Annotated in this window: 21 protein-coding genes; 4 read left to right on the plus strand and 17 right to left on the minus strand. The window is 68.0% G+C overall.

What is annotated here, in order from left to right; translation table 11 throughout:
- Window positions 1-91: 91 nt before the first annotated feature.
- The 9 genes from ABZS29_RS17095 to ABZS29_RS17135 form a co-directional block, all read right to left on the minus strand.
- Window positions 92-925 (minus strand): hypothetical protein, encoded by an 834-nt coding sequence (locus ABZS29_RS17095; protein WP_355462846.1) that lies wholly within the window; start codon window positions 923-925, stop codon window positions 92-94.
- Between the two features lies 1 nt (window position 926).
- Window positions 927-1,655, minus strand: coding sequence for a CDP-alcohol phosphatidyltransferase family protein (locus ABZS29_RS17100; RefSeq protein WP_355462847.1), 729 nt, complete (start codon window positions 1,653-1,655; stop codon window positions 927-929).
- Window positions 1,656-1,818: 163 nt separating this feature from the next.
- Complete coding sequence (locus ABZS29_RS17105; RefSeq protein ID WP_355462849.1) at window positions 1,819-2,256, minus strand: nitroreductase family deazaflavin-dependent oxidoreductase; 438 nt, start codon at window positions 2,254-2,256, stop codon at window positions 1,819-1,821.
- A gap of 61 nt (window positions 2,257-2,317) precedes the next feature.
- On the minus strand, window positions 2,318-2,761 hold the full coding sequence (locus tag ABZS29_RS17110; protein ID WP_355462851.1) for a hypothetical protein: 444 nt from the start codon (window positions 2,759-2,761) through the stop codon (window positions 2,318-2,320).
- A gap of 53 nt (window positions 2,762-2,814) precedes the next feature.
- Entirely contained in the window at window positions 2,815-3,909 is a 1,095-nt protein-coding gene (locus ABZS29_RS17115) for a PP2C family protein-serine/threonine phosphatase (protein ID WP_355462852.1), read from the minus strand.
- Window positions 3,910-3,972: 63 nt separating this feature from the next.
- Window positions 3,973-4,797 carry a DNA-formamidopyrimidine glycosylase family protein gene (locus tag ABZS29_RS17120; RefSeq protein WP_355462854.1) on the minus strand — a complete coding sequence of 275 codons (825 nt, stop codon included), beginning with the start codon at window positions 4,795-4,797 and terminating at the stop codon, window positions 3,973-3,975.
- 159 nt (window positions 4,798-4,956) lie between these two features.
- Window positions 4,957-5,424 carry a ribose-5-phosphate isomerase gene (locus tag ABZS29_RS17125; protein ID WP_355462856.1) on the minus strand — a complete coding sequence of 156 codons (468 nt, stop codon included), beginning with the start codon at window positions 5,422-5,424 and terminating at the stop codon, window positions 4,957-4,959.
- A gap of 10 nt (window positions 5,425-5,434) precedes the next feature.
- On the minus strand, window positions 5,435-6,469 hold the full coding sequence (locus tag ABZS29_RS17130; RefSeq protein ID WP_355462858.1) for a hypothetical protein: 1,035 nt from the start codon (window positions 6,467-6,469) through the stop codon (window positions 5,435-5,437).
- A 115-nt stretch (window positions 6,470-6,584) separates the two neighbouring features.
- Window positions 6,585-7,181 carry a DsbA family protein gene (locus ABZS29_RS17135; protein ID WP_355462859.1) on the minus strand — a complete coding sequence of 199 codons (597 nt, stop codon included), beginning with the start codon at window positions 7,179-7,181 and terminating at the stop codon, window positions 6,585-6,587.
- A gap of 109 nt (window positions 7,182-7,290) precedes the next feature.
- Here ABZS29_RS17135 and pepN point away from each other — a divergent pair, with 109 nt between their 5' ends.
- On the plus strand, window positions 7,291-9,861 hold the full coding sequence (gene pepN, locus ABZS29_RS17140; RefSeq protein ID WP_355462861.1) for an aminopeptidase N: 2,571 nt from the start codon (window positions 7,291-7,293) through the stop codon (window positions 9,859-9,861).
- A gap of 45 nt (window positions 9,862-9,906) precedes the next feature.
- On the plus strand, window positions 9,907-10,437 hold the full coding sequence (locus tag ABZS29_RS17145; RefSeq protein WP_355462863.1) for a hypothetical protein: 531 nt from the start codon (window positions 9,907-9,909) through the stop codon (window positions 10,435-10,437).
- Here the strand turns inward: ABZS29_RS17145 and ABZS29_RS17150 are convergent.
- Window positions 10,424-11,548, minus strand: a complete 1,125-nt coding sequence (locus tag ABZS29_RS17150) for a serine hydrolase domain-containing protein (RefSeq protein ID WP_355462865.1) — start codon at window positions 11,546-11,548, stop codon at window positions 10,424-10,426. The genes ABZS29_RS17145 and ABZS29_RS17150 overlap by 14 nt on opposite strands.
- A 235-nt stretch (window positions 11,549-11,783) precedes the next feature.
- Between ABZS29_RS17150 and ABZS29_RS17155 the strand changes: the two genes are divergently transcribed.
- Window positions 11,784-12,398, plus strand: a complete 615-nt coding sequence (locus ABZS29_RS17155) for a hypothetical protein (RefSeq protein WP_355462867.1) — start codon at window positions 11,784-11,786, stop codon at window positions 12,396-12,398.
- Here ABZS29_RS17155 and ABZS29_RS17160 read toward each other — a convergent pair.
- The 7 genes from ABZS29_RS17160 to ABZS29_RS17190 form a co-directional block, all read right to left on the minus strand.
- Complete coding sequence (locus ABZS29_RS17160; protein ID WP_355462869.1) at window positions 12,371-12,955, minus strand: GNAT family protein; 585 nt, start codon at window positions 12,953-12,955, stop codon at window positions 12,371-12,373. The genes ABZS29_RS17155 and ABZS29_RS17160 overlap by 28 nt on opposite strands.
- Complete coding sequence (locus tag ABZS29_RS17165) at window positions 12,952-13,350, minus strand: DUF5130 family protein (protein ID WP_355462871.1); 399 nt, start codon at window positions 13,348-13,350, stop codon at window positions 12,952-12,954. Before ABZS29_RS17165 ends, ABZS29_RS17160 begins: the two co-directional genes overlap by 4 nt.
- Entirely contained in the window at window positions 13,337-13,618 is a 282-nt protein-coding gene (locus tag ABZS29_RS17170; protein WP_355462873.1) for a hypothetical protein, read from the minus strand. The genes ABZS29_RS17165 and ABZS29_RS17170 overlap by 14 nt, the downstream gene beginning before the upstream one ends.
- A 34-nt stretch (window positions 13,619-13,652) precedes the next feature.
- The gene (locus ABZS29_RS17175; protein WP_355462875.1) at window positions 13,653-14,141 is read right to left on the minus strand and encodes a hypothetical protein; all 489 of its coding nucleotides are present in this window, start codon (window positions 14,139-14,141) and stop codon (window positions 13,653-13,655) included.
- 79 nt (window positions 14,142-14,220) lie between these two features.
- The gene (locus tag ABZS29_RS17180) at window positions 14,221-14,817 is read right to left on the minus strand and encodes a lytic polysaccharide monooxygenase (RefSeq protein ID WP_355462877.1); all 597 of its coding nucleotides are present in this window, start codon (window positions 14,815-14,817) and stop codon (window positions 14,221-14,223) included.
- 122 nt (window positions 14,818-14,939) lie between these two features.
- A complete protein-coding gene (gene malQ / locus ABZS29_RS17185; RefSeq protein ID WP_355462878.1) occupies window positions 14,940-17,057 on the minus strand; it encodes a 4-alpha-glucanotransferase in 2,118 nt (705 codons plus the stop codon).
- Window positions 17,058-17,107: 50 nt separating this feature from the next.
- Complete coding sequence (locus tag ABZS29_RS17190; RefSeq protein WP_355462880.1) at window positions 17,108-18,103, minus strand: hypothetical protein; 996 nt, start codon at window positions 18,101-18,103, stop codon at window positions 17,108-17,110.
- Window positions 18,104-18,158: 55 nt separating this feature from the next.
- On the opposite strand from ABZS29_RS17190, the gene ABZS29_RS17195 reads away from it, so the two are divergent.
- Window positions 18,159-18,899: a mechanosensitive ion channel domain-containing protein gene (locus tag ABZS29_RS17195; RefSeq protein WP_355462882.1), complete on the plus strand. Its 741-nt coding sequence runs from the start codon at window positions 18,159-18,161 to the stop codon at window positions 18,897-18,899.
- Window positions 18,900-18,938 lie beyond the last annotated feature (39 nt).

Here is an 18,938-nt window from a genome sequence, read left to right on the forward strand (position 1 = left end):
TGTCTCCTTCAGGTGGTTGCTGCTGACACCACTGCGTCGACCCGGCCGTACCGAACTCGACAGCCGGAAAATGTGACGCCGGTCACACAGTCTATTTGACGGATTCGAAGCGGACGAGGACCACAGAGCCAGCCGCGGACAGGACGAAGCCCAGCACAGCCAAGGGCCACCAGCCGGCGCGCACAGCGTCGGACAGTACGGCGACGCCGACAACAGCAGGCGTGATGGTCTGCAGGGCGATCATCGGCGTGGTCGCGAGCGTGACTGAGCCACGCTGGAGCGCGAGCGAGTACAGGACGAACGCCAGCGCACCACTCAGCGGAAGCGTGTACGCCGTCGGACTGCGCAGTAGTTCGCCAAGAGAACCGTCCTGCAACAACCGGGCAGAGATCGCGACGCCCGCATAGCCGAGGCCGGCGAGGAGGCCGAGTAGAGCGGTGGCGAGGCCGTGCTGGGAGCGGGTGACGAGGGCACCGAGGACGGCGATCGCAATCAACCCGACGACAACCCCGATCGTCAGACCGTGGTGCTGGACGTTGGGGCCTGCGTCGCCGGAGGAGACCGCCAGGAGGCCGAGGCCGACGACGACTCCGACGATCGCGGCCCACTCCACCGGACTCAGGTGGTCCGACATCAGCCGGGTCGCGAGCAGGGCGGTGACGACGAGGCTGACCGCGATGCCGGCCTGGGCCAGGTAGAGCGGCAGCAGGCGGAGGGCGACGAAGTGCAGGCCGAAGCCGGCCAGCTGCAGGACCAGGGCACCGAGGAAGGGGGGCTGCCGGAGCAGCGCGACGACAAACCTGAAGAACCGTCGCGGATCGAGTTCGGACTCCGTCGGCACCTTGCGGGAGCCCACCGCCTGCAGGATCGAGGCGATACCGAACAGCACCGCGGCGCCGAGCGCCGAGCCGAGACCGAGGATCAAGTCAGCCGACCTTGCGGCGCGGCACCCAGAACGTCAGGTACAGACTGAGCCCGCCGTAGTACACCAGGTAGGCCAGCGAGATCGCGACCACGATCGCGTTCGGGTTCGGCATCTGCGCCAGCAGGACGGCGTACGACGCCATCCAGATCGCGGTCGTCAGCAGGTTCAGCGACCGGAAGACCTTGGTCCGGGACGGGTAGACGTACTTGACCGGGACGAAGACCAGGATCGAGCAGATGACCAGGATCAGGCCGGTGGTGGTCGGGCTGAGACCGAGGATCACCACGTAGAAGGCGACCACGTTCCAGTAGCTGGGGAAGCCGAGGAAGAAGTGGTCGTCGGTCTTCGCGTCGGTGCGGCAGAACTGGTAGCTGGAGGCAAGCAGCGGCAGCGCGGCGAGCACCGCACCCCAGCCGCCGCCGGGCAGGTAGTGGCCGGTCCAGAGCAGCACGATCGGCGCGAACGCGTACGTCAGGTAGTCGACGATGTTGTCGAGCATCGCGCCGTCGAACCACGGGATCGTTTCCTTGACCCGAAGCCGGCGAGCGAGCATCCCGTCGGTGCCGTCGATGAAGAGCGCGAGCAGCCCCAGCCAGAGCGCCCGGACGGCGTCGCCGTCGATGGCGGCGATGACGATCAGCAGCGCGAGAACGGTTCCGCTCGCGGTATAGGCGTGCAGCGCGAATCCGGCCAGACGCAACCGCGTCGACCCGACGAACGGCTCCCGCACCGCGTCGTGTGTGGTCAGGACGACTCCCAGAACTCAAACGGCCCAGAGTTCGGCGCAGCGCGCCGGGCCGGATCGACACGATCCGGCCGCCGCCAGCGTCTCACAGACCACGTCCTGACCTTTGCATCGGCCGGACCACACACGCCGAGAACTGCCAGAGAACTTACTTGACCGGCTCGAGCAGGAAGATCGGGATCTTCCGGTCGGTCTTGGTCTGGTACTCCTCGTACGGCGGGTAGGCGGCGACCGAGCGGGCCCACCACTCGTCGTACTCGGCGCCCTCGATCTCGCGCGCCACGAAGTCGCTGGCGACCTCGCCGTCGAGCACGTTCACGTTCGGGTCGGCCTTCAGGTTGAAGTACCAGACCGGGTGCTTCGGCGCGCCGCCGAGCGAGGCGACCGCGGCGTACACACCGTCGTGCTCGACCCGCATCACCGGGGTCTTGCGGATCTTGCCGGACTTGGCGCCCCGCATCGTCAGCACGACGACCTTCAGGCCCATCACATCGGCCACGTCGGTGGTGCCGGCCTCGAGGATCTGGTCCACATGGCCGCGCGCGAAGTCGGAAGCGCTCGGAACGTACTCGTCGTTGGTGGTCATACCGGCCATGTTAATGGTGACGCATCAACATCCACAATCACGGCGCGGTGTCACGGCGACGTCAGGGCGCACACGACTGTAACTGCGTGGCGGTCGCGATCGTCGCTTCGATCCAGCGCCGGCGCAGGAAATGCGCCTTCAGCAGCCGGTGCACGCCGTCCAGCACGACCAGCCGGCCGCGGTACGCGACCAGGTTGATCGGGAAGTCCAGGTCCGCGTCCATCACCCGCTGGTAGTGCGGGCGGAAGTTCATCGGGGTTTCGGCGACCTGGCTCGGCGTGACCTTGAAGCGTTCGCCGTCGAGCTGCCACAGCGGCAGCTCGAACATCCAGACCAGGTCGGCGACCTCGATCGGTTCGACCTTGAGGTCCAGCGCCCAGAGCTTCTCGAGCTGCCAGCTGGTCGGCGGGAAGACCGAGCGCAGCTCCTCGGGCATCGACGCGATCAGCTCGTCGAACGAGACATCCGGCGCACTCCGATCCGCAGCGGTGTCCGTGTCACGCATCCCAGCACTCGTCACGACGGAGCAGGCTACGCCATCGCGGGCCGGTACGGCGGTCAGGAATGGGCGAGCCGGTGAATGATCACGATCGCGGAGTCGTCGTCGGGGCCCCCGGCCGCGGTGACCAGCTCGGCCGCACCACCCCGGAATCCCTGTGCCACCAGGCGTTCCGCGTGCCCGGCGAGCCGGTCGGTACCGCGCCCGATGTCGCGGCGCGGTGTTTCGACCATGCCGTCGCTGTAGAGGAACAGCGCGTCGCCCGGCTTCAGTACGCCGTGGTTCGGCGCGAATTCCGGTGCTTCCATCAATCCGAGCAACGGCCCGTCGGCGTCCCGGGTCTGCCACCGCCCCGACCACGCGTCGAACTGGATCGCCGGCGGATGCCCCGCCGTACGGACGCAGAACGCTCCCGTGTCGAGCTGGACCGCGACATGGACGACGGTCGCGAAGTCGTCCTCCCAGTCCTGCCTGCGCAGATAACCGTTGGCCGCGGGCAAGAAGTCAGCCACCGGTACGACGCCCAGCAGCCCACCGAAGGCGCCCGACAGCAACAAGGCCCGGGTACCGGCGTCGACACCCTTGCCCGAGACATCGACCAGCGCGACCTCCAGGAAGTTTTCGCGCGCGGTCGAGACCACGAAGTCGCCGGAGAACTTCGACTTCCCGGCCGACCGGATCGCCACCTCCGCACGCCACCCGGCGGGCAGCGGCGGCAGCTCGCCCTGGGCGGTGAGCGTGTCCCGCAGCTCCATCAGCATCGACTCGCCCCGCGTTCCGGGCACCCCGAGCTGGTTACGCACCTTCGCCCCCGCGATGACTATCCAGCCGATCGTGCCGAGCACCAGCAGGAAGCCTGTCGTCGGGGTGGGCTGCTCACGCGAGGCCAGCACGAACGACGCGATCATCAACGTGACCAGGGTCAGCGCCACCAGTTGCCGGAAGCCCAGAACCATGCCGCCCAGCAACAGCGGAATCACCAGCGTCGAGGCCGGCACATGGGTCGGCCACGCAGTACTGGCGGCAGCGAACACCAGCTCCAGCGAGAGCAGCGCGAAGAACGCCAAGGGGTGCACGCGGCGGGCGCGTCTGACCACCGCGACGACCAGGCGGCCGACTCGTCGTACAACAGCGCGACCGCGACTCCTGATCATGGTGTGAAGAAGATAACGGCACTCCCAGGTCCGCGCATCAAAAAACTTGATAACTGTTCAGACTTACTTGCGGGTGAGTCCCGTGCGCTGGCACTTGGGGCACCAGAAGAGGTTGCGTCCGGCCATGATCTCGGTGCGGATCACCGAGTGGCAGACATGGCAGCGCTGGCCCTGGCGGCGGTAGACGTAGACCTCGCCGCCGTGGTCGTCCTGGCGTGGGTCGCGGCCCATCGCCTCGGGCGTGTGGTCGGCGGCGACGGTGTCGATGCGGCCGGTCTCGACGCCGTACTTCATCAGCTCGAGCAGGTCGTCCCACATGCCTTGCCACTCACGCTTCTTGACCAGGTGGCCGCGCGTCATCGGGTGCAGCTTGGCGCGGAACAGCACCTCGGCGCGGTAGACGTTGCCCACGCCGCTCAGTACGTCCTGGTTCATCAGCAGCTGCCCGATCGGCAGCTTGCTGCGATGGATCCGCTTCCACGCGAGCTCCGGGTCGGCGTCGTCGCGCAGCGGGTCCGGGCCAAGCCGGGAGATCAACGTCTCGCGCTCGTCGTCGGTGATGACCTCACACACGGTCGCTCCGCGCAGATCGGCGTACGCCGTGTCGTTCTGCAGCCGCAGGCGGACCTGGCCGACCGGCTCCGGCACCGGGGCCGCGCCGAAGTCGACCTTGCCGATCAGACCGAGGTGGATGTGCAGCCAGCCGGCGCCCTCGAAGTCGGCGAGGAAGTGTTTGCCGTGGGCCTCGGTCAGCCGCAGGACGTGGCCGTCGAGCAGCGCCGCGCCGTCGACGAAGCGGCCCTGCGGACTGCTCGCCCGGACCGGCCGGCCGCCGAAAGCGTCCCAGACGTCGTTCGCCAGCCGGTGCAGAGTGTGGCCTTCAGGCATGATTCCTCTTATGGGGATTGCAGGTGGTACGCCGAAGGGCCGGTCCGGACCGGCCACACCGGCCGTGGTCGGCATCGGCCGGTCGATGCGGGCCCGCGACGTCTCCCGGCCACGAGAGCCGTTCAAACGCCGCGGGGTCCAGCCTCCGGAGGATCAGGATCAGGAAAGCGGCGGCAGTTCGCCGGTCTCTTCGTAGGCGCTGAGCATGTCGATCCGGCGGGTGTGGCGCTCCTCGCCGGAGTAGTCGGTGGCCAGGAACGTCTCCACGAACCCGGTCGCCTCCTCGGTCGAGTGCATCCGGGCGCCGATGCTGATGACGTTGGCGTTGTTGTGCTCGCGGCCGAGCTTGGCGGTGTCGGTGCTCCAGGCCAGCACGGCCCGGATGCCCTTCACCTTGTTCGCCGCGATCTGCTCGCCGTTGCCGGAGCCGCCGACCACGATGCCGAGACTGCCCGGGTCCGCGACCACACCGGCACCGGCCCGCAGGCAGTACGGCGGGTAGTCGTCGACCGCGTCGTACACGGCCGGGCCGTGGTCGACGACGTCGTGGCCAGCAGCGGTGAGGTGCTGAACCAGATGATTCTTGAGCTCGAAGCCGGCATGGTCAGAGCCGATGTGCACTCGCATGGGCTGCAATCTACTGATACACCGGAACGCCTGGCAGCTTGGGTGTATCGGAGCCGACGTACACAGTGGTCACGTAGCCGCCGTACTTGGGCAGATAGGCCCACCAGTCGCTGGACCGCGGCGGTACGTCGATGAGCTCGCCCTGCTTCTGTCCACTGACCAGAACCTCGACTCCGGCCGGCAGCATGCCCAGGATCCCGCAGGAGGTGTTCGGGGCGGTCCGGACTCGCACTCCCTCACCAGTGGTGGCCAGCCAGCTCCCGCTGCTCCGCACTCCGCCCGGAACGATCAGCGACCGGGTCAGCCGGGTCACGTCGGTGTACGCCTTCCCGTACTGCGTCCCCTTCGGGTGCAGCGTGTACACGGAGACGATGCACCGGTCGTCCTTCCCGACCGTGCCCGTGGTGTGCAGTGCGTCGCTGACCAGGTCCAGCGTGTTCACCGGCTTGGACCGGTCGCTGCCGTAGCCGCTGGAGCCGAGAAAGCCCGACCAGCCTTGCTTGATGCTGAAATCAGGATCGAATACCGAGGCGATCCCGAAGTACTGGTCGAACCCGTCGGTGCCATAGCGCGTGGGCTGGTGCAGCAGGTCCATCACCAGCCGGCGGACCGGCAGAGGTGCGTGATCGAGGATGTAGCGATAGATCCGGACCGTGTCGGCGGCGGTGATCGCGACGTAGCCCCAGAACCCCGGATGCGTAGGCGGCGGGCCCTCGGTGTGGGTCAGCCCGAGCCGCCGCACCATCCGCTCGACGATCGCCGCACCGCCGTTGTGGTCCCAGTAGTAACTGGCCGCGTCGTCGTCGCTGCTGCGCAGCATCACCTCGAGCCGGGCCTGGTCCGCGGGCTCGACGCCGTATGCCGGTCCGCGGTCCCAGAGCAGGTCGAGGACGATCAGCAGTTTCACCACCGAGGCGGAGCGAAACCGGTGGTCCGCGTTGGACTCCTGGACGAACCGGCCGGCCTCGCGGTCGAACACGGCGAATCCGGCGGTCACGCCGGCGGGGACGACATCGAGCTCGGACCGCTCGTCACGCAACGTCATGTGACACCTACTCACCACTTGAAGAATTCCCGTTGGTGAGCAACCTTCACCGGCACAGGGCGCTCAGTTCAAGCCTTGAACCACAGACCGAAACTTTCCGTTTCAAACATGGTGCTCAGTCGAAGACGGGATCGCGGTCGCGGCTGCGCTTGATCTCGAAGAAGCCGTCGGTGTTGGCGACGAGCAGGACGCCGTCCCACAGCTTGCCGGCCGCTTCACCCTTCGGGGCCGGGGTGACGACCGGTCCGAAGAACGCGGTTCCCGCGACCGAGATGACCGGCGTACCGACCTCCATGCCGACCTGGTCCATGCCGGCGTGGTGCGACTTGCGCAGCGCCTCGTCGTACCGGTCGGTGTCGGCGGCCTCGATCAGCGCGGCCGGCAGACCGACCTCGGCCAGTGCCTCGGGCAGCACCGACTCGTCGCTGCCGCCCCGGCCCTCGTTGTGGATCCGGCGGCCGAGCGCGGTGTAAAGCGGCAGCAGCACCTCGTTGCCGTGGGCTTGCTCGGCGGCGATCAGCACCCGGACCCGGCCGAGCTTGCGCTGCCAGTTGGCGTCGTGTTCGTCGCGGTCTTCGTTCAGGACGGCCAGGCTCATCACGTGCCAGGTCGTCGTCACGTCGCGGACCTGCTCGACCTCGAGCATCCAGCGGGACGTCATCCAGGCCCAGGGGCAGGCCGGGTCGAACCAGAAATCGGCGGAGGCAGTCATGTTCACGATCATACAAACTTCAAGAAAGTGATACCGGCTTGGTATCCATCCCCCGATGTCGCGGGGAAACCCGCGACCAACGCGCCGGTCAGGTGCATAGGATGCCGATATGCCTGGAACCAACCTGACGCGCGATGAGGCGCGGACCCGTGCGGGTGTGGTCAGCGATGTCAGCTACTCCGTCGAGCTGGACCTGACCAACGCCCCGAGTGGAGCGCCGACGTACCCGTCCGTGACCACGATCACCTTCGCGGCCACCGAGGGCGCGAGCACCTTCGCCGACCTGATCGCCGACAAGGTCCGCGAGCTCACGCTGAACGGCCGCGCTCTCGACCCCGACGAGGTCTACGACGGCGCGCGCATCCAGCTGGACGGCCTGGCCGCCGCCAACGAGCTGCGCGTGGTCGCGGACTGTCTGTACTCGCGGACCGGTGAAGGGCTGCACCGCTCGGTCGATCCGGCCGACAAGGAGACCTACCTCTACACGCAGTTCGAGGTCCCGGACGCCCGCCGGGTCTTCGCCACCTTCGAGCAGCCCGACCTCAAGGCACCCTTCACGTTCACCGTCTCCGCCCCGGCCCGCTGGGTCGTCATCTCCAACTCCCCCACCCCCGAGCCGACGCCGTACGCCGGTCCGAGCGGCGAGGAGCTGGCCCGCTGGGAGTTCCCGCCGACCGAGCGAATGTCGACGTACATCACCGCTGTGGTGGCCGGTCCGTACCACGTGGTGACGGACGCCTACGAGGGCCCGAACGGGACCTACCCGCTGTCCCTGCTGTGCCGGCCGTCGCTCAAGGACTCGCTGGACACCGAGGACCTGTTCGAGGTGACCAAGCAGGGCTTCGAGCTGTTCGAGAAGGCCTTCGGGACGCCGTACCCGTTCCACAAGTACGACCAGGCGTTCGTGCCGGAGTACAACATGGGCGCGATGGAGAACGCGGGCTGCGTGACCATTCGCGACGAGTACATCTACCGCAGCCGCACCACGCACGCCGAGCTGGAGAGCCGCGCGAACACCGTGCTGCACGAGCTCGCGCACATGTGGTTCGGCGACCTGGTCACGATGACCTGGTGGGACGACCTGTGGCTGAACGAGTCCTTCGCCGAGTGGGCCTCGCACTGGGCGCAGGCGACCGCGACCACCAAGTACGCCGGCGCCTGGACGACGTTCTGCAACGCCCGCAAGAACTGGGCGTACCGCCAGGACCAGCTGCCCTCGACGCACCCGATCGCGGCCGACATGGTCGACTTCCACGCGGTCGAGGTGAACTTCGACGGCATCACCTACGCCAAGGGCGCCTCCACGCTGCGGCAGCTGGTGGCGTTCGTCGGTGAGGACACGTTCATCACCGCACTGAAGGAGTACTTCGCCGATCACGCCTTCGGCAACACCGAGCTGGCCGACCTGCTCAAGCCGCTCGAGAAGGCCTCCGGCCGCGACCTCGACGACTGGACCGAGCGCTGGCTGCGGACCGCCGGGGTGAACACCTTGCACGCCGACTTCGCGGTCGATGCCGAGGGCAAGTTCACGTCGTTCGCGATCGAGCAGACCGCGATCGAGGCGTTCCCCGTACTGCGCCCGCACCGGCTGGCGGTCGGCCTGTACCGGCGTACCGACGAAGGCCTGGTCCGGACCGAGCGCTTCGAGGTGGACATCGACGGTGCCCGCACTGAGCTGTCCGACCTCGTCGGGGCCACGCAGCCGGATCTCGTGCTGCTGAACGACGACGACCTCACCTACGCGAAGATCCGGCTCGACGAGCGCTCCCGGCAGACCCTGGTCGAGTCGATCGACCAGCTGGCCGAGTCGCTGCCCCGGGCGCTCGCCTGGGGTGCGGCGTGGGACATGACCCGCGACGCCGAGATGCCCGCCAGCCAGTACGTCGGCATGGTGCTGCGCGGTATCCGGGCCGAGAGCGACCTGACCGGTGTGCGGTCCCTGCTCTCCCAGGTCACCAGTGCCATCAACCTGTACTCCGCTCCGGAGAACCGGGACGGGCTGCGGGCGCAGTTCGAAGAGACGCTGGCCGAGCTGGTCGCCGGTGCAGAGGCCGGTAGCGACCACCAGCTCGCGTTCGTCCGCGCCTACGCCAGTGCGGTCTTCTCCGCGGCCGGTGCGGACCGGCTGGCCGGCTGGCTGGACGGTCGGGAGCTTCCCGAGGGTCTGGTCGTCGACACCGACCTGCGCTGGACGCTGATCGTCGCACTGGCCCGGCTGGGCCGGATCGGCGCCGACGAGATCGACGACGAGCTGACGCGCGACACCACCATCACCGGTGGCGAGCGGGCGGCCCAGGCGCGCGCCGCACGGCCGACCGCCGAGGCCAAGGAAGAGGCGTGGCGGATCGCCGTCGAGTCCGGAGACACTCCGAACGAGACGCAGTTCCGGACCATCCTGGGCTTCCAGCAGCCCGGCCAGGAGGACCTGCTCCGGCCGTACGTCGAGAAGTACCTGACGGCGGCCAAGGACGTCTACACGCGTCTCGGCTCGTCCATGGGTGAGAACGTGCTGGTCTACCTCTCGCCGCGCAACCTGGCCGAGCAGCCGGCCCTGGACGCACTCACCGACTGGCTGGCCGCGGAGTCGACGACCGTCGACGCCCCGACCCGTCGCTACGTCTCCGAGGCGCAGGCCGACCTGACCCGCGCCATCGCCGCCCAGGCCCGCGACGCGGGCTAGGCCTTAACGCGACAGCGTGCACCCGGCCGGGGTAGAACAGAGGCGATGCCTGCTTCTGACCCCGCCCTGGCCGGTGCAGCCGCTGTCGCGCTGACTGGACTCGCCGAGGCGTACCGCCCGCGCCCTGTCATCCCCCTGCTCCCCTGGCGGGACCCGCACCGGCTGGTGAAGCCGTACATCATCACAGCGCGCGGCCGGCAGTGGGACGACCAGATGGTCGGCTTCGCGCGGTCCGCCGCCGGCAGGCAGCTCGACTTCGACGAAGCGATGGGCTCGGTCGGGCTGGCCGTCGTCGTACTGCATTTGAGTGACGACGGTGCGTACCTCGTCGTGCAGAGCTGGGCGAAGGACTACCAGTCCAGGTTGAGCAGGTTCAGCGGTCTGGACGTCGACGACCTGCGCCCGGTACCGACCGGCGTCGCGCCGAGCGTTTGGGAGCTGGAGGTACTCAGCCACGAACGGACGGCGTACGTGACACACATCCTGGGTGGCGGCGTCGACGTGGACTCCTGGCTGGAGGACGCACTCGACACCCGTCCCCTCCCGAAGCCCGACGGAATCCCTAGCGGCACATGACGTCGTCGATCAGCTGGCTGGCTGCCTTCTCCTGAGCCAGCAGGGCCTCCATCGAGTCGTACAGCTGGCTGGACATGGACACCACCACACTGCGCTTCCCGTCTGCGCTGACCGCCGTACGGGTTCGGTAACCGATCTGGTCACCACTCGGGATCCACACCGTGCCACCGCACGGCAGCGATCGGGAGAAAACGCCGAGACCATAGGCGGCATCCGGCCAGAACTCCGCCTGGCTGCCGACCGGCACGGTCGACTTCAGCTCACGCAGCTGAGCAGGCTTCAGCAACCGTCCGTCGAAGATCGCCCGGACGATCCGGTCCAGGTCCTTCAGTGTGGAGATGTAGCCGCCGGACGCGTCAGCGTCGACCAGCTCTGTCGTGTCGATGTACTCACCGGGGTTGAACCGCGTGTAGCCGTGCGCATGCGGGCCGTTGATCCCCGGGGCGGTTCCCGGGAAGTACGTGTCCTGCAGGTGCAGCGGACGGACGATGCGGCGGTGGACTTCGTCGTACCAGGTACGTCCGGTGACCGCCTTGATCATCAGGCCGATCAAGTCGTAGCCGGTGTTCGAGTAGTCCCACCCCTTGCCCGGCTGGAAGGTGGGCTTGTTGCGCAGCCCGGCTTGCACGATCTCCTCCTCGGTGTGCACGCGATAGCGGTCCGCGTAGTACTGCTCAGCAGTCTCGATCGTGGGGAAGCTCTCGTCACTGATGCCGGCGGTGTGCTGCAACAGGTGCCGGATGGTGATCTTCCGACCGTCATAGCCGGTCCCCCGGACCAGACCAGGCAGCCACTTCTCCACCGAGTCATCCAGCCGCATGCGCCCTTCGGCGACCAGCTGAAGCACCACAGTCCCAACCAGCACCTTGTTCGTGCTGCCGATCCGGAAGCGGCCGTCGGTACGAGGCGCACCGCCACCAAGCACCCGTACGCCGCTGACCGCCGTCCGTGAACGATGTGGTGAGGTCTCCCGAACCAGTACGCCGGTCACGCCGGTGGCGACGATCCGGTCGGCATCTCGCTGCAGTGTGGACCGACCGGCCTCGGCACTCACCGGTACGGCGGCTGTCGCCAGCGTCACCGCGATGGCGGCGAAAACTCGTCTTCTCATGCTTGGCAGGCTCTCAACGCAGTTTTCGCGCCACCATCACCCGTAGACCCGGACAGTGGTAGCGCGAACGCGACCTGTAGCCATCAAACGATTGCTGGTCGGCAGACAGTGAGGAGGTGTGCGCGGACTGCGATGCCCTTGTGCAGAAGGAGATTTCCGCCACCTGAAGAACGCTCACTTCTGGCCCGGATCGGTTTAAGCTCCACCGGAGAGACCTGGGGAGGGGTCCTGTGCCGTGACATCACATCGCCGGAAGAAACAGCCGCAGCGTTCGCGCAGTGCGGTCGGTGCCGCCATTGTGGCGACCGCCGCGATCGCGGGCACCTCTGCCTTCATCCTGACCAGGGGCGAGTCCGCGCCGCCGGCCGACGTTCCTGTCCGGGCGGCCTCCGTACCGGACAGCGCGGCGTCGACACCGACGCCGAGTGCGCACCCCACGGTCGCCTCGAAGGCCGATCGCAAACCGCCGTCGAGCCGGTCGGCTGCCAAGGCGACGACCTCAGCGCCGCCGGACACCGGTCCGACCTCGCCCCGGTTCAAGCCCGGCCAGTGGATCGCGGTGCTGGACAAGTTCTCGTCGGACGTCGGGCCGGATGCCGGCCAGGTCGCCCAGGCCGCGGCAGCCAGGGTCATCTCAGCTGGTGTGCCTGCGAAGGCCATGCTGGTGAACGGCCAGTACCCGGGCATCGCCAACAGCTCAGGTGACGCGATGCTCAACACGTGGGTCGTCTATCTCGGTCCTGGCGCCACCTCGGCTCAGATGTTGGACCTGTGCTCCGCGCCGAAGACGCAGCGCGCCTACAAGAGCCCCGCGTGCCCGACCTACGAACCGGCGGTCGGCGGCCGCTGATCGGTCGCCAGACGCGCATGCAGATGCGAGTCGTGCCGGTCACCGTTCACTTCGACGTAGTAGTCCCGCATGGTGCCTTCCAGCTGGAACCCGGCCCGGAGCGCGACCCGGCAGGACCCCTCGTTGACCAGCGAGTGGTCGAGGGAGATGCGGTGCAGCCCTAACCCGCCTGGCGTGAAGGCCCAGCTGGCGGCAGCGTCCAGAGCGCGGGCTCCGAGAGCGCGGCCCCGCGCGGCCGGACTGACCCAGTAGGCGGCGACCGCCTGGTCCGGGATCCGATGCACATCGCGCAGGGCGACACTGCCGAGCACCCGGTCAGTGGCACGGTCCGCGATCGCGAAGACGGCATTGCCGAGTGACCACGCGTCCAGGCGCGGCTCCAGCCAGCGCCGCGCCCGCTGGGCCGCGGGAGTGCGGATCACCGCAGTCCCCGCGGTCCAGCGCAGGATGTCAGGGTCCTGTAGCGCCTCGGCCACCGCCTCCTCGTCGGAGGGTTCGAACTGACGCAGTACGACGTCGTCCAGCTCGATGCGGTGCGGCTGCAGAGCCCGGGTCACTGCTTGTGCGGCTCGTTGGCGTGCAGCAGTGGTGCCTGGTGCGCGTTCGCGCCCAGCTGCTGCACACCGGTGACCAGACCGCCGGTGAGGTCACCGGTGGCGAACGACGTCTGCATCGTCAGCGCAGCCAGACCGGCCGCGGTGTCGGACAGCTGCCGCTTCGCCTCGGCGCCGGTGACGATCTCCAGCCGGCGACCGGCCGGGTCGACGTACACCAGGACGGTGTGGTCCGGGTCCTCGAGCTCGTTCAGCAGCTCGACGGCGAACGGACGGGTCTCCGAGTCCGCTCCGCCGACGTACACCGAGAAGCGCAGGCCGGACGCCTCCTCGGCGTTCCGGACCGCGCGCTCGATGTCGTAGAGCTGGTCGGGTGTGAACGCGTCACCAACTGGCACTTGCGCCTCCGGTCGTACGAGCGACGCCGGCAGCGGCAGTCGCGGGGGTCCCTGGCGCGGCGGGCAGCTCAGGCAGGTTGGCAGGGTCTGGCTTGGTCGCGACCGGTCCGTTGATCCAGACCGGCGGCGCCCACCAGGACAACCCCGGCCGGTACCGCGGCCCGCTCGCGATCGACCCCGCGAACACCAGCAGCGCCAGCACCGCGACCACCAACAACGGAATCCCGACGAACACCAACACCGTGTGGCCGGACAGCTGAACAATCACACCCGCAGCCTAGTACTCCCCGCGGCGCGGGCCGTCAGCAGCCACCGCAGTTGTAGTAGGTGATGTCCCAGTGGTTGCCCTCGTTGGCGTAGATGTTGCCGGCACCCGAGCGCCACTGCTGGGCGCCGTCACCCCGGTCCGCGATCCGGGTGAACGTGCCCCGGATGTAGTTGCTGACACAGGTGTAGACCGAGATGTCGACCTTGTAGCCGTTGCGGTGGCTGTAGGTGCCGCTGGCGTGGCCGGTCTCGGTCCCGCCGGTGATGTTCACCGCGCACCCGCTGGACTGCTTCAGCGTGCGAACGCCGTACACGGTGGTGTCGTTGATGTTGGTGAACGACGTACAGGTCGAGTTGTTCCAGTCCGAGCAGTTGCCGCTGGACGACCAGGTGATCCCGGCCGCACTAAAGATGGCGGCTGCCTGCGCGTGCGTCATCTTGGTGACCGCGGACGCTTCGACGGTGGGCAGCAGACCGGCGACGACCACGGCTGCTGCGACGAAAAGCCGGAGGACGACCTTCATGGGGACACTCCTTGAAATAGGGGCGGTTATTTCAAAGAGTGCCATGCCCAAGAAAGTTATTTACCAAACATTGTGTGAATCAGAAATTCACATCCGAGCACTGGTAGAAGGCGTTGGCGGTGTCGGCGATGGTCCAGACCGAGACGATCATGTGCCGGCCGCTCTTGCCGGCCGGGAGCGTGCCGGGGTGCGAGAAGTCGTTCGGTGGGCGGCCGCTGTAGGCCTTGATCAGGAACGGCGTCAGCTCGAGCGCCGAGCGGGTCAGCGGGGCGTTCTGGTTCCAGCCGTTCTTGGTGATGTAGTACCGGAAATCGGTCGTCGAGTGCGGCGCGGTCAGGTGCCACTTGAACGTGTACGACGCACCGGAGGTCAGGCGGTTCGTCGGCCAGGTGCCGTTGCGCTGGTCGTCCAGCGGGGCGAACTGACTCAGCCCCGCCGAGCAGATCTTGCCGTCGGGGGGACCGCCGTTCGGGAAGCCCTTCGGACCTTCGACACTCTGCGGTTCCCACTGGATCTGGCCGCAGTTCTGCGCGGCGCCGGTCTGGCAGAACTTGGCCCGGCTGGTCGGCGAGTCGGTCCAGCCGTGGCCGTAGGCCAGCGGCACGGAGGTGCTGAAAGTCAGGGCCAGTGCGCCAACGGCAACACCGGCCATGCTGACTTTGCGTGATCGCAGCATGAGGTAACTCCTTGCACTGTGGGGCGGAGAGACAGTGAAGGAAGGCGCCTTCGTGGTTGATCAATAGAAAACAACTCTTCAAATCTATTGTCAACAACTCGTGACCGCGGAAATACGGAAAGCTAGATTGTCAGTGCGCCGATGAGGCGGCGGAGTCGGAGATTGTTCGGTAGGTCCTCGACGAGAACCGGTTCGCCCGCCGGACCGCCGAGCGGAATCCGCCAGTTCGGATACTCGTCCGTGGTGCCCGGCTGGTTCTGGGTACGCCGTTCTCCGACCGCATCGGTCAGTGCGACACCCACCAGCTTCGACGGAGTGTGAGCGACGTACTGGTGCAGTGCTTCGACGATGCGCTCGACGTCGCCGTCGGTGTAGCGGAGCAGGTGGCGCTCGCGCAGCGCTGTCAGCCAGGCGTCGCGGTCCGCCTCGTCCACGGCCAACTCTTCGGCGACCGGGCGGGTCAGCAGACCGAGCCGGTTGCGCAGCTCGACATGGTCGCCGGCCAGGTAGCCCGCGGTCGGCGGGAGATCGTGCGTGGTGACGGTGGCCAGGCACAGCTCTCGCCAGCGCTCCGGTGCGAGCGGCTTGCCGTCCGCGTCGCGCTCGAACCACAGCACCGACGTACCGAGCACGCCGCGTTCCGTCAGGTAGTCACGCACCCACGGCTCGACTGTGCCGAGGTCCTCCCCCACCACAGTCACCCCGGCGCGGGTGGCCTCCAGAACGAGAATGCCGATCAGAGCTTCGTGGTCGTAGCGCACGTAGGTGCCCTCGGTCGGCCGCTCCGGCGAGGTGACCCACCACAGCCGGAACATGCCGAGGATGTGGTCGATCCGCAGTCCGCCGCCGTGGCGCATCACTGCGCGCACCAGGTCGCGCCAAGCGGCGTACCCGGTCTCGGCGAGCGCGTCCGGTCGCCATGGTGGTTGTGACCAGTCCTGTCCCTGCTGGTTGAACGCGTCCGGCGGCGCCCCGACGTGGATGCCCTGCGCGAGCACGTGCTGCAGCGCCCAAGCGTCCGCACCGTCCGGATGGACGCCGACCGCCAAGTCATGGACGATGCCCAACGACATCCCCGCCGACTTGGCCCTGGCCTGCGTGCGGGCGAGTTGGTCGTCCATCTGCCACTGCAACCAGCAGTGGAACTCCACAGCGTCCGGGTTGTCGTTGCGGAACGCTGTGACTGCGGGACTGGTCGGGTCCTGCAGTTCCTCGGGCCACTTGCTCCACTCCGGCCCATGGACGTCGGAGATCGCCGCCCAGGTGGCGAAGTCGACGAGTCCCTGGTTCTCACGGTCGCAGTACGCGCCGTACTCCGCGATGCGGCCGATCGAAGGCCGCACGCCGAACAGCAGTTGCAGCGCCTCGCGCTTGACCGCCCAGACCGTGTCCCGGTCCAGCGCGTTCGCGTCCTCGCTCAGAGCGCGCGCCTGCAGGCTGAGTGCTCGCACGCGATCACGCTCGGCCGGCGCAAGGTCGCCGTACTCGTCGATGTCCTCGATGCGCAGGTAGATCGGGTTTCCGAAGCGACGCGACGCCGGCAGGTACGGCGAGGGCTCCATCCGACCGGCCAGCTCGGCGGCGTGCAGCGGGTTGATCAGCACGAAGCCGGCACCCAGGTCGTTCGCGGACCAGGCGGCCAGATCGGCGAGGTCGTGCAGGTCCCCGATCCCCCACGAGCGCCGGGAGCGAACGGAGTACAGCTGCAGCACCCAGCCCCAGGTGCGGTTGAGCTTCTCCGGCTCCAGCTTGCTCGGCGTGACGATCAGCGTGCCGACCGCGATCTCGGGACTGCCGCCGACCCGCGCGCACAGCCGGTGATATCCCAGCGGCAGGTCACCCGGCAGCTGGTACGTCGCCTCCCCCATCTGTATGCCGTCGACCCACTCCGGCTCGACCCAGTGATCCTGCTGCGAGATGTCCCGGCGCTGGCCACCGTCCTCCAGATCCACCCACACCTCAGCAGTGGAACCGTGCGGCAGATGCACGGCGAACCACGGCGTCCAGCCCGCACGCATCACCACAGTGGCGGGCAACGTCCGTCGCCAGCGCGCCAACTGGTGTTCGTCCAGCGCCTCAGCAGCCTTCTCCGGCGTGGACGCATCCACACCAAGCGCTGCCAGCACTGTGGAGACAACCTCACTGGGGACGATCACATGCTCGCCTTGCCAGTTCCAGTACTCCGTCGCCACACCATGGGCAACCGCTAGCTCGACAAGGGCCGGGGTGGGAGCAGTCACCTCAGCGAGTCTGCCGTATCAACGCCCCTTGTGTGTAACGCAGCGCCGTGTCAGGTAGTCGGTCGTCGCCGACTCAGCAGCAGTACGGCGAACAGCAGGGCCACGCTGGCGACGACAAGACCGATCGCCACTCCGGCCACGTTGTCCGTCAGCTGGTAGAGCGCAGTCGGCCAGATGACCAGCAGGATCGAGCACCCGACCACCGCGTACGCCGATGCGCGCTGCCGCCCGTAGGCGACCAGCAGTGCGGCCGGTCCGGCGGTTCCGACCGCCAGAGCCATGATTTCGCCGCGCTCCTGGATCAGCCAGCAGATCGACGAGCTGAACATCGCCGCGCCGGCCAGCGACCAGGCAGTCGGCCGGTCGCGGACCAGCCCGAGCACGCCCAGCACGATCGCCACCAGGATGAACCCGGTCCCGGCGATCCCGGCCGAGTTCGAGGCCGAGCCGTCGGCCGGCGTGAGGAGATCCGCGGTCACCACCAGTACGCCGACCGCCAGGATGCCGAACGTTGCCACCAGCAACGATGATCCGGCCAGCCACCACAGTCCGAGACCGGCCAGTGCGAGCGCGACCACGACGCCGATGACCCGGCCCGCCGCACCCTCGATCGCGACGTACGTGGCGAAGCCGGTGACACAGCAGCCGAGCGAGGCCAGTGCCGAGGCGAGCTGGTCCCGGCGGCGGAAGATCCGCAGCACGATCGCCGACCCGAGCAGCACGACCGCGGCGACGCTCCCGGTGCTGATCCGGGCGGCGCGACCCATCTCACCCCAGTTCGCCAGCGTGAGCAACGCCACTGCACCGAGCAGCAGCGCACCACCGACGTACCCGAGGACCTCGACGAGCGCGTTCGAGTGGACGGCGGCGGGCGGCGTTCGCGGCTTGGGCGGCGGGGCCACAGCCGCCGTCGGCTCGGGCTGGGTCCGGGCCAGGGCCGCCTCGACTTCGGCGTCGGCGGCCGCGCGCAGCGCCTCCGCCTGGTACTGGCGCAGCACGCCCGCGCTCACGAGCCTGAGCAGCTCGTCGTCCAAGCGGCTGGGCATCCGATCGTCTCCCTGGTCGGGGTCACTCCGCGGCGTCATTACTATGGGCGGCGAGATGCCTATTCTGACCAGCTACCTTCTGTCCGCGTCCAGTCACCCCCTGTTTTCCGGTGCGTTGGAGCTCCCGACCTTCTTCCGCTGGGGCAACGACGGGAAGCTCGAGGTGACCGACGAGATCATCACCGTTCCGGCGCGCATCGCCGGGCTGATCATCGGTTTCTTCATCCTGCGCTGGGTGCTGCACAAGCTGATCCGGCGGCTCGCCCGCCCGGGCAACGGCACCGTCGCCGGCGTGCTGTCCAGATCGAAGCTCGGCCAGGACTTCGTCGAGAACACCCTGGCCACCGATCGCCGCACCCAGCGGGCCGAAACGATCGCTTCACTGCTCTGCAGTGCCGTGACGATCATCCTCACCGCCGTGCTGGTGGTGATGCTGCTGGCCGAGCTCGGCTTCAACATCATGCCGGTGATCGCCACCGGCAGCATCCTCGGCGTCGCCCTCGGTTTCGGCGCCCAGACCCTGGTCAAGGACTTCCTGGCCGGTGTCTTCATGATCTTCGAGGACCAGTACGGCGTCGGCGACCTGATCGACATGGAGAAGGCGACCGGCACCGTGATCGCGGTCGGCCTGCGGATCACCACGCTGCGCGGTGAGGACGGCACCACCTGGTACGTCCGCAACGGCGAGGTCTTCCGGATCGGCAACCTGACCACCCGCGACCCGCAGTCCTCAGCCTCGTCCGGGGTCGGCAGTGCCACTGAGAAGGCCGAGGAAGCTCACCTTCCGACGGAATAGAACACAATTCATCATCACAGATCTTGACCGCGCCGGCAC

It is taken from the genome of Kribbella sp. NPDC005582 (assembly GCF_040605415.1).
Classification (GTDB): domain Bacteria; phylum Actinomycetota; class Actinomycetes; order Propionibacteriales; family Kribbellaceae; genus Kribbella.